At 42.2% G+C, this 13,766-nt stretch carries 15 protein-coding genes; all 15 read left to right on the top strand.

Annotation, left to right across the window (positions count from 1 at the left end; genetic code table 11):
• Positions 1-695 (top strand): DeoR family transcriptional regulator (locus WDZ40_01810; protein ID MEX0877583.1); only part of this gene is annotated, 695 nt, incomplete at its 5' end.
• 41 nt (positions 696-736) lie between these two features.
• Positions 737-1,132: a GxxExxY protein gene (locus WDZ40_01805; GenBank protein ID MEX0877582.1), complete on the top strand. Its 396-nt coding sequence runs from the start codon at positions 737-739 to the stop codon at positions 1,130-1,132.
• A gap of 44 nt (positions 1,133-1,176) precedes the next feature.
• Positions 1,177-1,743 carry an RNA polymerase sigma factor gene (locus WDZ40_01800; GenBank protein MEX0877581.1) on the top strand — a complete coding sequence of 189 codons (567 nt, stop codon included), beginning with the start codon at positions 1,177-1,179 and terminating at the stop codon, positions 1,741-1,743.
• Positions 1,744-1,775: 32 nt separating this feature from the next.
• The gene (locus tag WDZ40_01795; GenBank protein MEX0877580.1) at positions 1,776-2,180 is read left to right on the top strand and encodes a GxxExxY protein; all 405 of its coding nucleotides are present in this window, start codon (positions 1,776-1,778) and stop codon (positions 2,178-2,180) included.
• An 89-nt stretch (positions 2,181-2,269) separates the two neighbouring features.
• Positions 2,270-3,112, top strand: coding sequence for a DUF5667 domain-containing protein (locus WDZ40_01790; GenBank protein MEX0877579.1), 843 nt, complete (start codon positions 2,270-2,272; stop codon positions 3,110-3,112).
• Between the two features lie 196 nt (positions 3,113-3,308).
• Complete coding sequence (locus WDZ40_01785; GenBank protein MEX0877578.1) at positions 3,309-3,491, top strand: hypothetical protein; 183 nt, start codon at positions 3,309-3,311, stop codon at positions 3,489-3,491.
• Positions 3,492-3,495: 4 nt separating this feature from the next.
• Positions 3,496-3,873, top strand: coding sequence for a hypothetical protein (locus WDZ40_01780; protein MEX0877577.1), 378 nt, complete (start codon positions 3,496-3,498; stop codon positions 3,871-3,873).
• A gap of 5 nt (positions 3,874-3,878) precedes the next feature.
• On the top strand, positions 3,879-4,046 hold the full coding sequence (locus tag WDZ40_01775) for a GIY-YIG nuclease family protein (GenBank protein MEX0877576.1): 168 nt from the start codon (positions 3,879-3,881) through the stop codon (positions 4,044-4,046).
• A 2-nt stretch (positions 4,047-4,048) separates the two neighbouring features.
• Positions 4,049-4,291 carry a hypothetical protein gene (locus WDZ40_01770; protein ID MEX0877575.1) on the top strand — a complete coding sequence of 81 codons (243 nt, stop codon included), beginning with the start codon at positions 4,049-4,051 and terminating at the stop codon, positions 4,289-4,291.
• 634 nt (positions 4,292-4,925) lie between these two features.
• The gene (locus WDZ40_01765) at positions 4,926-8,540 is read left to right on the top strand and encodes a hypothetical protein (GenBank protein MEX0877574.1); all 3,615 of its coding nucleotides are present in this window, start codon (positions 4,926-4,928) and stop codon (positions 8,538-8,540) included.
• Between the two features lie 593 nt (positions 8,541-9,133).
• A complete protein-coding gene (locus WDZ40_01760; GenBank protein ID MEX0877573.1) occupies positions 9,134-9,805 on the top strand; it encodes a transposase in 672 nt (223 codons plus the stop codon).
• Positions 9,806-9,974: 169 nt separating this feature from the next.
• Positions 9,975-11,000, top strand: a complete 1,026-nt coding sequence (locus WDZ40_01755) for a DUF4325 domain-containing protein (protein ID MEX0877572.1) — start codon at positions 9,975-9,977, stop codon at positions 10,998-11,000.
• Positions 11,001-11,221: 221 nt separating this feature from the next.
• On the top strand, positions 11,222-12,976 hold the full coding sequence (locus tag WDZ40_01750) for a hypothetical protein (protein MEX0877571.1): 1,755 nt from the start codon (positions 11,222-11,224) through the stop codon (positions 12,974-12,976).
• A gap of 40 nt (positions 12,977-13,016) precedes the next feature.
• The gene (locus WDZ40_01745; protein MEX0877570.1) at positions 13,017-13,367 is read left to right on the top strand and encodes a four helix bundle protein; all 351 of its coding nucleotides are present in this window, start codon (positions 13,017-13,019) and stop codon (positions 13,365-13,367) included.
• Between the two features lie 30 nt (positions 13,368-13,397).
• The gene (locus WDZ40_01740) at positions 13,398-13,622 is read left to right on the top strand and encodes a hypothetical protein (GenBank protein MEX0877569.1); all 225 of its coding nucleotides are present in this window, start codon (positions 13,398-13,400) and stop codon (positions 13,620-13,622) included.
• Positions 13,623-13,766: the final 144 nt, after the last annotated feature.

Below are 13,766 nucleotides of genomic sequence, written 5' to 3'. Positions count from 1 at the left end.
AAGCCCAGGACGGCTTGCCGTTCCGTAGCTCTGAAAGAGCGGAGGACGGTAAGAATAACGACTCAGTTACGTCATTAAATAACGAGCGTAATCCTGAGCATCGCCCTGAGCATCGTCCTGAGCTTGCCGAAGGGCCTGTCGAAGGACCCAGACAGGCATCTTATGCTCCGCCTGCAGGTGGCCCTCTTTACGCGGGTATTTACACGGGAGTAGAAGAGGCCGAAGAGCCGCACGTAGAGCTTGCGGACGAGCGGAGTCCTGAGCATCGCCCTGAGTCTGTCGAAGGGCTTGCCGAAGGGCACGCGGGCTCTTCTCTTGATATTCCCGAAAGGAGAGAGAAAAATTATATACAAAATAGCGAAAATGTGTTAAAATCTGCTTCTGTGTCTGAAGCAGGAAATGCAAAAAGTTTAGTATCTGAATTTGGCGAATATGCAGGCGCCCCTCGTGTAAGCGACGACCCTGGTCCGTTAAAGGCCACGAGGGCTCGCAGTGAGGGTTCGCCTTTAACGGACAGGCACGAAACAATCCTCACCCATTTGGGCAATAACGGAGCAGTACAGGTAGCAGATCTTTCAAATATTTTACAAGACATAAGCCCTCGCACAATAAGGCGGGATCTGGATAAATTGATAAAAATGGGCAAAGTAACCAAGCACGGAAAGACAAATGGAGCGAAGTATCGCTTAGCGTAGCTAATGGGATTTCGCTGATAATAGCTGATTACACTGATATTATGCGTCAAAATAAGTATCTATACGAAAATTTAACATATAAAGTGCGTGGCTGTGTTTTTAAAGTTTATAATGAATTAGGATTCGGGCATAAAGAAAAAATCTATCAAAAAGCACTAGCTATCGCCTTAGATAAAGAAGGTATCAAATATGAAAGAGAAAAAACGCTTCCAATTAAGTATCAGAATGAGAAAGTTGGCGTATATAAGCCCGATTTTGTAGTTGAAAATAAAGTAATTCTTGAATTAAAGTCTGTTCCGTATTTACCTAAAGCACACGAGAATCAATTAGTTTATTATCTACAAGGTACAGGGTATAGATTAGGTTTACTTATAAATTTTGGCAGTAGTCCACTAACTATAAAGCGTAAAATTTGGACACCTGACTATACTACTTAAGCATCATCAGCGTTATCAGCTATAATCAGTGCAATCTCTGATTAATGAAATTAATCAAATTAAAAACCAACTTCATAAAAGCATACGACGCGCACCACGCGTCTATTTATCGTTTCCTGCGTGTTAAAGTAGCATCCGATGAACTTGCCCAGGATTTAACAGCAGAGGCGTTTGCAAAGGCGTGGGACTATTTAAGCCGAAACCCCGAAAAATACCCCGATAACGAACGCGCCTATTTATACAAAACAGCATATAACACAATGGCGGACCACTACCGAAAAAGCTCTACAAGCAAAGAGTTCGCCATAGATGACGAAAACCTCCTTGAGTATTTGGACAACACCGGTCAGACCGGTGTATTGGACACCAGTGGTTCGGACATTGGGGATATTCTGGACATTCGGACAAGCATGGAAAGTGTCCAGACTGCGTTGTCCGAATTGGGCGGTAATCACGCAGAACTTATAACCTTGCGGTATATAGAAGAACTCTCAAACACCGAAATAGCCGAAATTTTAGGCAAAACAGAAGTAGCAGTGAGGGTAGGAGTTTTTAGAGCGTTGAAGGAACTGAGAGGAAAGCTGACTACAGAAGAAATAAAAATGACTTAACCGCGGATAAACGCGGATTTATAGCGGATTTTATGCCGAAATTATTATACGAGGATATAACATATAAAATACGAGGAGCATGCTTTTCTGTCTACAATGAATTAGGCAGCATTAGAGAGAAAACTATTGAAAAGGCGCTTTCAGTAGAGTTAGAAGAGGCAGGTTTAAAATTTGAAACTCAGGTTCCTGTAAAACTGCATTATAAGGGTATAGAAATAGGGAAATATATACCGGATTTCGTTATAGAAGATAAAATATTTTTAGAGCTTAAGTCAAAACCCCACATAACAAAAGATGATATGAAACAATTCTGGGATTATCTTAAACAATCAGAATATAAACTTGGTCTATTGGTTGCTTTTACGCCTGAAAAACTTATAATAAAACGCTATGTATATGACGAAGCGCGTAACAAAAAGCCAGGTAACTCGTCATAGTTAGTAGAAATTTAAGTATTCTTATTAGTTTCATCCGTATTTAATCAGCTTAATCTGCATTAATCCGCGGCATTAACTTGCACAGAGCGATGGACGACCAAACTCTCAGAAAACAATTAAAAGAACTAAAACAAATTAAACCCCAAGAAGATTGGGCTGTTTCCGCGCGCGCAAATCTTATTGCTCACATAGACGCTTCACAGGAAGCCCTAAATCCGCATCAATCCGCGGTTCGTGAATCCGCATCAATCCGCGGTTCATGGTTCGAGAGGACTCTTGCTCAGCCAAAGTGGGCGGGTGCTTTTACACTTGGTATTTTTGCCTTAATGGTACTAAGCGCGACAATGGCGCAAAACTCTCTTCCGGGAAGTCCGCTTTATGGCGCGAAACTTGCAGGCGAGGACTTAAGGAGCGCGGTAACTTTTAGCGAGATGGACGGCACTGTCCTTCAGGCAAAATACGCAGAGCGAAGAGTAAACGAGATAAGCAGGATCGCTTCAACCCGATTCGCCGCTGAAGGTGCCGCTTCGTTTAATCCTGAGCTTGCCGAAGGGGTATCGGAAGCTCTTGAAAGTTATAAAAAAGATATCGCTTTGGCAAAGGAAAGCGGTAACAAAGAAACAATAGAAAAAGAAGTCGCCCAGGTAAATGAAAAGGTAGAGGTGTGGACCAGTTTAGTTAACGAGAAAGACCCATACGAGGCGTTAAATATACAGGTAAGTATTTTAATGGAAGCATGCGCGGACGAAGCCCTTTTGGAAGAGTCCGGTCTGTTGCTTGAAGAGGGTGGCTTGCGCAACATAATAACCGCTTTTGAATTATTGAATAGGTGCGAGGAGGTTGAAATTACTTCAAGTGATGATGAAAATATTTCCGATGAGCCTACCGATTCCGGCGAGCTTGTTGATGGTGATTCCACTGATAGTAGCTGATTTTACTGATAAGTAATCCACAAGGAAATTTCGTAGTTCATTGATATAATATTGATATAATAAGATAGCAGTAATTAACCCAAACCAATTCACGTTTTGGGGATGTTCGCCAGATGGTGCGTGTAAGTATTGAGCGGTTCGACGAGCTCACCGTAGAAACCTGCCGAACTGTCCCCGAACCGTGAATCACAATATTATGCGAGTTATAAAATGTGACAAGTGTGAAAAGGAGGCTGACACAAACATAGGTTTGTTTGATTTATCTCTTTATGAACTCATTCCAAGTAAGTCAGTAAAAGGTGTGCAATTGTGTAAAGATTGTTCTAAGCCATATTTAAGCCAACTATCAAAAGATAATTTAATAGAATTAAAAGAATAATAATATGGCAGAAGAAAAAAACAATGAAGAAGTAACAAATGAAGATTTAGCCCGAATGATGCAGGGCGAGTTCTCAAATCTAAACGAAAGATTTGAAAAAATGGATGAAAGATTTGGAAAAATGGACGAAAGGTTTAACGGTGTTGATAAAAAGTTTGAAGGTCTTACAGATATTTTCTACACCAAAGATGAATTAGATGAAAAATTTAAACAAGTTGCAGACAAAGAAGACGTTCAAAGGATATTAAATGCAGTAAGCGGCTCTGTAGAAAAAGAAGAAACAGACAAGCAGGAAAGAGCAATGCTCAGCAACAAAGTAGAAAGAAACAGAGACAACATCGTTAAACTCGCAGACAGCACAGACACAGAAATAGAAAATTAGCACATTTGAAATTTCACCCCGCCCCCATTTTTGATATGTTTTACGTCTATGTTTTGCAGGACAAGGAAGAATTGAATATCTATGTAGGTTCTACGAATGATTTAAGAAGACGGTTTAGTCAACATAGAAAAAAGAAAAATAATTTGTTAAAGAAGTTAAAAAAGAAAAAATAATTATGCCAAACGATAAAGTAACAAATGAAGATTTAGCCCGAATGATGCAGAATGAGTTTTCAACCATTAATGAAAAACTTGATGGCATCAAGGAAGACACCAGGGTGCTCAGAAGCGAAGTTGAATCAATTAAAATAAAACTGGAAGATCTGGAATTGCGTTTAAGCCAAATGGCGCCTAACTTTGAAGTAGAAGATTTGAAAAAGAGATTATCAGCAGTAGAGAAGAAGTTGGGAATTAGTTAACCTTAAAAATTCAGCAATCCACGTTTTGGGGATGTTCGTCAGATGGTGCGCGTAAGTAGTGAGCCTGTCGAACTATCCCCAAAATGAGAACACCTAAACAGTCTGGGAATGTTCCACCGAAAATCTGCCTCGGTCCGACCTCGGCGAGACGGGCAAGCGAGAGCGAGACGGGGGAATATTCCCAGACCGTAAAACATCATTCTTAAGTGCACATTCAGAATGATGAATAGGTCCGCAACTCTTTTACAGAGTTGCACATTAAAAACATTTAACGGGGTTATGCCCCCATTTTGGTCGGCGCGACGTTGTGTCGTAAACCAAAATGGGGGCACGACCCCCGCAGACCACTTCTGCAGTCCTGTTACACAGGGCCGGAAGGTCGGCAGTGGTCTTAAGCCGTAGATACTTGTTTGGTGCACGAACCGGTATCTACACAAAAAACAATTCCGCAAACTAAAATAAAAACGCGGAATTCGGGTTCTGTATCCAATGCTTTTCATTTATTCATTTGTCATTTAAGCATTCAATTGAAATTTGACATTTGAAATTTGAAATTCAAAGCTTGGAATATCAGACCCAAAACTATCTTCCCTCTTGCTTAGCTTAAGCACAGAGAGAAGAAAATAATTTAAAAATGACTTATAAAGAAACATACGCATGGAAGGCGGTTTCTGTAGTTACAGCAATTGCTACTATCGTTACCTTGAGCGGTGTTGTTTACCTTACACAGGTACTCAACGTATTCGCTGCAGGTGAGGAAGCAGTTGTAGAAGACGTTACAGGAACAAGCCCCCGAATTGCACCAGCAGGTGAAAGCGAAAGAGTTGCCTTGGGTGTGAACATTGTTGGGCCAGAAACCCAAACAACCCTTACAGAGGTGAACGTTCACCTTACCTCAGACGACTCCGCAGCTGAAGCCGCAGCATCCAACATTGAAACAGTCCGCATTTATCGCGACTCTTCATTGTCCGGTACAAATGGCGTATTTGACTCAAGCGACGCATTGCTTACTTCTGTTACAAGGACAGATTCAACTTCGCCTTATAGCGGGTTAATTGATGGCGCTCAAGGCGCAGGAGCAACTTTTGTTCTTGTTGATGGTGCTACAAATCCTCCAGCTGATGCTGCTGCAGTAACCGTAAAACTTGGAACCGGAACAGAAGCCCACATTATGGCAGGTACTTTCTACACAGATGCAAGTGCAGCTAATGCTGGAGATTGTGGTACAGCCGGTACAGCTGCTCAGAATTGTATAGATGTAACAGGGACAACTGCATTTGCTCTTTCAGACAATGCTGCAGTTCGTGAAGTTAATGCTACAGCAACAACTGATGGATTCGCTGCATATTCTGCAGGAGTAGCAGTTGATATAACAACATCATTTGTTATTCCTAAGGATGACGCAGGAACTAACGCAGGAAACGACCTGTTTGTTGTTCTTGTAACAGCAGACGGTGCTGACAACCAAACTGTGAAAGTTCAAGTTTGGACAAACGACCTTGAAGAAGATGCTAACGCTATCGCAGTTTCATCTGCAAGCGGCACCACAGACGGTACTACAAAATCAATCACATTTGGTGGTGACGGCGTAGCTCCTACCATTACAAAGGTAGAAACTTACGACAACACAGCTGACGGTATAGTAGACCAAGTAAAGGTTTACTTCTCCGAATCAATGGCATCTACACTTACCGATACAGGTAACTTTGTTAACGCCCTTGGCGGAACCGCTCACATGATTGAAGCTGGTGGAACAGATATTGACTTAGAAACAGCAGCTTCATGGAGTACAACTACAGTATTAAATGACACACTTACAATTGATTTTGCAGATGTTAACCATTCAGATGCTGCTCAGTCAACAGGTGATTCTTGGACTGTAGTTTACGACCAAGACTTCGAAGCTTCAAACGCTCTTAAAGACGCAACAGGCGAGGAAATGTTAGACCAGTCTGTAACAACTACAGACATGGCTAAGCCATATCCTATGAGCGCTAAGCTTAAGGACTTAAACGGTAACAATAAAGTGGATTCACTTGAAGTTACTTTTTCAGAAACCTTAGGTTCAGCTACAACATCAGGAGGCTTTACTTTGAAAGTAGGTTCTACAACCTACACACTTGGAGCTGTAACAGGATTCAAGAAGTTCGATTCAACAACTGTATCTAACAGTAATGATACAGTTATCATCGCTGTAACCGAGAATTCATCTAACGATGTAACAAGCACATTCACACTTGACTACGCAGCATCAGGAGGCGTTGTGGATGTAGCAGGAAACAGTGCTAACGCTATAACTGGTATTACACCCACAGTTAGCGTAGTTCCTGTACCTATGAAAGCAGAGTACAAGGATAGCGACGGTGACGGCCAGATTGACAGCCTTGAGATTACATTCTCAAGAGCAGTTACTAACACTGGTGGAGCTGATGCCGACCTTGAATTGGGCTGGACCCTTTCAGAAGGTTATTCATTAGCAACAACAGGACACTCAGGTACAACAACAACAATGATTACTCTTGTTGTTACAGAATCCCTTGTTTCTGATTCAGGAAAAACTCCTGACGCTACATACAGCACAACAACAGGAACATTGTTCCTAAGCGGTGGCACCTTAGCTGATGACCCGGTTGCAAACGTAACTTCAGCTGGTTTAAACGAAGCAGATAAGGCTTCCCCATTGCTTGAAAGCGCAACTCTTTACGAGACAACCGCTAACGACATCTGGGAAGCTGGTGAAACAGTACAGTTGTTCTTCTCTGAAGCAGTTGATGCTTCAACAGTAGCTTCATCCTGGAGCCTTTCAGGCGCTGACGGTTCTGTTTGGACCGACTGGAGACTAGAGAATGCTGACGGTACAGCAGTAGACGACGCTGAAGTACCTGATTCAGGTACAGTATCTGTGAACGGAAGAGTTGTAACTCTTACTGCTTCAGTAGATGCTACACAAGCATTAGCAGGTGATGGTACTGGAACAGGGGGTGATCAATTCTCTGTTGTAGCTAACGAGGTTAAGGATTCTGCAGGAAACTCAGCTACACCTCAGCACACATCTACTATCTACGATGGTGGAGCAGTAGAATTAACTGTTACACCCGGAGCCGCTCCTTCTCTTGTAAACATTCAAACAAGAGACATGAACGGTAACGGTATTGTTGACGCTTTGGTAGCTCAGTTTGACGGCTTAGTAGACGCTTCTACATTAGTAGCAGGCGACTTTGCAGCTGTACGAGGAGCTAGCTATTCATCAACTACTGAAACATCTCCCGACTTAACAATAACAAGCGTTATGACCGCAAACGGTGGTAACGACACAATGGTTGTTGTTAAGTTCGCGGAGCAGAACGAAGACACAGGCGCATTGCCTAAGCTGAAGTATGTACAAGGTTCACTTGCTGACTTGGCAGGTAACTTGGTTGCTACGTTTAACGCAGGAACCGACACCGCTAAGTTTGAAGCCCCTGTAACTACAGATTCAGTTGACGGCGCTGCTCCTATAGTTGTTCACAAATTGCTAAGAGACCGAAACTCCAACGGTATGTATGACCAGTTGGTACTCGTATTCTCTGAAGCTATGGGAACAGGAACAGACACAGACGGATGGACAGTAAGCGGTGAAAGTCTTGCTCAAACAGGTGCATGGAGTGCAAACGACGGCACCTACGACGCATACACATTTGCTTCTACTGCTAACGTCTTTAAGGCAGACATTCTTGAAACAGACGCTCCTGATTCAGTGCCTAGCGTAAGCTACGCATCTACAGGCGCATTCAAGGATGCAGGTAGAAACGCATTGCCTCTTGCAAATGTTTCAGCAGGTGGTGAAGTAAGCGAGGTAAGTGTTGCTCCTCCCGCACCAGTATTCGCGGACGGCGACTTAGTTCGTGAAGCAGGTTCTGACGATGTTTACATCGTTAAGCTTGTAGGAGTTAAGAAGTTCAAGAGGTTAATTATTAACCCCGCGATCTTCAACTCTTACGGACACCTTGAGTGGGCGAACATTCAGGATGTGGTAGCAGGTTCATTGGACGGCTACACACTTTCTGACATGATTCGTGAATTGAATGGCGAGAAGGTGTACAAAGTAAGCTCTGCATTGGATGCCGACACAGGCACAAAGCAGTGGCTGAACATGACGCCTTCTACGTTTGAAAGCTGTGGACACGACTGGGATTCACTATACATTGTGAACTCCTCAGAAGTATCCGACAGTTTCTACCCAATAGGTGCAGACATCACAAGCTGCTAAGCAGTTTAGTGATACTCAACTGGCTACGGGCCTAGCTTAGTACATAAGCCCAACCCAACGCTGGTAACCGGAAAACCCCGCATTTGCGGGGTTTTCCTTTGCCCTAAGGGCCATCGCCATCTGGCAAGGTCCGACCTCGCCATAACCGCGAACACCCGCTTAAAGTGCCCCATGGCAAGGTCCGACCTTGCCAGGCAGGAGGCGTGGACTGGCTACGAGCCTAGCTGAAATTTCAGCCCTTGCCTGCCGGCAGGCAGGCAACCCAACGCCGGTAAAGCAAAAACCCCCGCAAGGGGGTTTTTGCTTTGGCCCCTCCCACCCCCCAACCCATCGCCATCTGGCAAGGTCCGACCTCGCCATAACCGCGAAGGCTAAGCCCCATGGCAAGGTCCGACCTCGCCAGAGCAGAATCCCACCCCATCCCATCGCCATCTGGCAAGGTCCGACCTCGCCAAAACCGCGAAGGCTAAGCCCCATGGCAAGGTCCGACCTCGCCAGACAAGCCCCGTCCCGCCTTATCCCCACCCCAACCCATCACCCCATGGCAAGGTCCGACCTTGCCAGATAGGCATAGATAATATAAACTATTGATGATGCCTAGTAAAAACACAGTTAAACAATACGCGCCAAACTCCTATTACCATATTTACAATAGAGGTGTAGAAAAACGGGATATCTTTATGGATGATAGGGATTACAGGGTCTTTTTGAGTTATCTTAAAGTTGCGTTGAGCCCTGAATTGGAAGAAGAGACAAAAGATGAAGCTTTGACTGAAATAGAAGAAGCAAGACTTAGGAGATTGCGTTTGCACGAAGATATAGAATTACTATCATATTGTTTAATGCCTAATCATTTTCATTTATTTGTGTATCAGAAGGACCATCAATTTGCTATAAGAGATCTAATGCGTTCCGTTATGGTTGGCTATGTTCGGTATTTTAATAAGCGCTACAAACGAGTAGGCGGATTGTTCCAAGGAAGGTACAAAGCTTCTTTAATAGATAACGATGCATATTTCAGCCACATCTCCAGATATATCCACCTCAACCCTAAAGAATGGGAAACTTATCCTTATTCAAGCTATAAATATTATAATGGACAACAGCAAGCTGTATGGGTTAACCCAAACAGAATATTAGAGCTTTTTGATAATAGCCGGGAGGATTATAACGAGTTTTTAAATGATTACGAAGATTATAGAAAAGGATTAGAGGAGTTAAACAACTATCTTGCCGCCCCATGGCAAGGTCCGACCTCGCCATAGAGGCAAGATAAGATAATAGGAGCAAAAACCCCCGCAAGGGGGTTTTTGCTTTGGTTAAGGGAGGGCTCATAAAGGAACTCATAAGGGGTATTAAGCGGTTTTTGAGTTGAATATGGTTTACAACTTGTTTACAACTTTTATTTTTTATATTATACTAAAGTTGTAAACTATGGATATAAAGGATTTAATATTACGTAAAATTAAAAAGAACGGTGAAGTTAAGGCCTCGGAAGTAGTTAAAGAGACCGGTTTTTCACGCGCGTATGTTAATAGGTTTTTCCAGGAACTAAGAGACGAGGGCAAAATAGTTCTTATAGGCAGGGCGAACAATGCCAGGTATATTATGGCTTCCCCTGAGATTATTGCAAAGAAAAAGCGTGAACTCAGTAAGTTTCACAGGATATATAAAAATACAAACCTGGAAGAAGATGGCGTTCTTGTTGATATTAAAAAAGAAACAGGCATATTTTTAAATCTTCGTAAAAACGTGGAAAGAGCTTTGGATTACGGGTTTCTTGAAATGATGAATAACGCCATAGAGCATTCCATGTCCGATGAGGTGGAAGTTTTAATGGTGCGAGACAGTGCAGCAGTGAGATTTGATATAAATGATAAAGGTGTGGGTATTTTTAACAATATTGCCCGGGGCAAAGGTCTTTCAAATGAAATGGAGGCTATTCAAGATCTTTTAAAGGGAAAAGAAACCACAGCGCCTGAGGCACATAGTGGTGAAGGTATATTTTTTACTTCAAAAATAGCTGATACTCTGATTTTTAGAAGCGGTACAAAAAAGCTTATATTTAATAACAAGCTTGGGGATATTTTTATTCAGGACATAAAAAAAACAAAAGGTACTAAAGTGACTTTTACAATAGGGCTCGACTCTCAAATTGACATGAATTCCGTATTTAAAGAATATACAAATGAGGAAACTTATGAATTTTCAAAAACAAAGATAGTAGTGAATCTTTACAAGGCGGGTACTGATTTTATATCGCGTTCTCAAGCGCGCAGGATGTTTATGGGTTTGGACAGATTTGAAACGATTGTTCTTGATTTTCGCGATGTAGATACGGTTGGACAGGCATTTGCCGATGAAGTTTTTAGGGTTTGGCAGAAAAAATATCCTAATATTGATATTTCTTATCGCAACGCGAATGAGAATGTTGAATTTATGATAAAACGCGCGCTGTAAGCCGGCTATACAGATAATTGAAAGTTCTGTAAGAATTTCCAATCCGCTACGTCATAAATAATAGCACACAAGGTGCTGTTATTTTGTTATAATGGATAACAGAAAACATTTTTAAAGGTCGTACTTAAAATTAAGAACAATAAGTCCAATAGGTCGCATAGGACCAATAGGACTTATTTGTAAGATTTAGCGCTTTTGGAACGTTGTAGTATAATAGAAGCATGGAATTTAAAGTGAAAAATAAAGTATTTTTGGGCATCGTTGTAGGCGGTGTTTTTTTGCTTTTACTTGTTTTCGCAAGCCACAGCGCGTACGCGCAAACTTCGGGCTCTGTTCTTTTTCATGTGGATTCGGGTTTTGACAACTCCACAAGAAGCAGTGTGTCCGCAACTCTGCGACACGAGAGCGAGCGCGCCTATTTTTATGTAGAAGATGACTATTGGAGCAGCGTTTCCCTTTCTACACGCTCCGGAGCGCTCTCTAATCTGGACGATATAGGAGATAATTTTGATTTAGAGATATACCCTAAGGTAACGGATGTTTTTGGTATAGAATGGACACCCGGAATAGATAACGACCCCAAAACAACTGTTCTTATTACAAACATGAGAGAGGGAATAGGCGGATATTTTCGCGAGGAAGATGAGATAAAAAGGACGCAAGCGCCAACTTCCAATGAGCGTGAAATACTCTATTTAAACAGCGATTTTTTAGGTAATCCGCTTTATCTTAAGAGTTTTTTGGCACATGAATTGCAGCATCTTATACACTACAACCAAAAAAACCGTCTGCTCAATGTGCGTGAAGAGCTGTGGGTAAATGAGATGATGAGCGAGGTTGCGCCCACAATAGCGGGTCTTAACGATACGTACCAGGGAAGCAACCTGCAAAGCCGTGTCAGGACTTTTTTGGGCAATCCTTCCGACGACATGACGCGCTGGAACAATGACCAGGCAGATTATGGCGTTGTAAGCATGTTGGGGCACTATCTTTATGGACGATACGGAGACGATTTTTTTACCGCTTTAATAAAAAGCGACAACAGCGGGATTTTAGGAATAAACGACGCGCTTGAAAGCGTTGGAGCAGATAAAAAATTTCAGGATGTGTTTAACAACTGGGTAATTGCTAGCCTTGTTAACAACTGTACTGTTTCGCCTGTTAATGCTTACTGTTACAGAAACCCTAATTTAAATTACAACAATCTGCATATAACTTTTGAGGGCGCAAAAGAGGGCGGAAAGATAATATCGCAGTCTGATACAACATTTCCCTGGCAGGGAAACTGGAAGAGTTATTCGCGCGAGGCAGTCGTGGAGCAGCCCGACGACCATGTTTTTGTACTTACATTTAACAAGCCGCAGGGCAGTTTATTTACAGTACCTTACGCTGTTTATCCATACAGCGGACCGCCGCAGATCTTTTATATGGAGCTGTCGGGAAACTCGGGAAAGTTTTATCTTGAGGATTTTGGCTACAAATACGGTGAGGTAGTGCTTATGCCTGTGCTCCAGAATTTTTTGGGAAATACGCCGCTTGTAAATTATTCTATAACAGCGGAAATTACAGAAACTGTGCCACTGGATGCGACAAAGAGCATGGTTGCAACCGAGAGCGCCCCTGTTTTTTTTCCTGACGGGGCTTTAGTACGGGAAGAGGGAAATGACAGGGTGTACATTATAAAAAATACACCTGAGGGAAACAGTTATAAGCGATGGGTACAGGCTCCGCAGATAATAGACATGTATGGACACTTAAGCTGGGACAATGTCCTGGTTGTGGACAGAGGAGTTTTGGATGAGTATGAAGATGTTTCGGTTATAAGATACACAGGAGACCGGCGCGTTTACATTGTTTCTGCAACAGGTGAAAAAAGCTGGATAACGACGGAAGAGGAGTTTTTAGGGCTTGGATTACGCTTTGATATGGTATATGAAATAAATGAGAGAGAATTTAATTTTTACGCTACGCTTTAGGTGTTAGGTATTAGGTGTTAGCTTTTAGGTGTTACACATTATGATAAATTCATACAAAGATTTAATTGTTTGGCAGAAAGCTATGGACTTAGTGGAGGAAGTGTATAATATTACAAGCAGTTTTCCTAAAACTGAAGTATATGGCTTAACTTCACAGATGCGACGTTCGGCAGTTTCTATACCTTCTAATATTGCTGAAGGAAGAAATAGAGGCAGTAAAAAAGATTATAGGAGATTTATATTTATGTCGCGCGGGTCAGGAGCGGAATTACAGACACAAATAGAGATTGCTAAAAGACTTAATTTTAAAGATGTTAATTATACAAAGGTTGAGGACTTGCTGGAGGAGGTTATGAAAATGCTAAATAAAATGGGCACTAATCTTTCCTAATACCTAATAGCTATAACCTAATACCTATTTATGGAACAACTTTTTTCAACAATTGAGGTAATAGCAAATCCCATAGCTGTGCTTATGATAGCGCTGGGAGCTTTTTATTTTGTTATAGGAGGCGCTAACGAGGCGTATCGCAAAAAGGGCAAAGGGCTTGTTGTGTACGCGGTAGTCGGGTACCTCTTAGCAACAGTTGCTTTTCCTATGCTTTATAATATTGTAAGCTCGCTAATGCTCGCTTCGCTCGCTTAGATATCACAGATAATGGCTGATTACGCTGATGCATGTAAAAATCATCAGTGGTATCAGTTGTTATCAGTGTAATCTTGTTTTGTGAGCTTGCGAATCCCGACGCTATCAAAATCTTTGATTTTGTTATAGCGTCGAGGATCCACG

Source organism: Candidatus Spechtbacterales bacterium (assembly GCA_040879145.1).
Taxonomy (GTDB): Bacteria; Patescibacteriota; Minisyncoccia; order Spechtbacterales; family 2-12-FULL-38-22; genus JAWVZY01.
The sequence above is the reverse complement of the archived record's forward strand: the minus strand, read 5'-3'. Positions and strand labels throughout refer to the sequence as shown.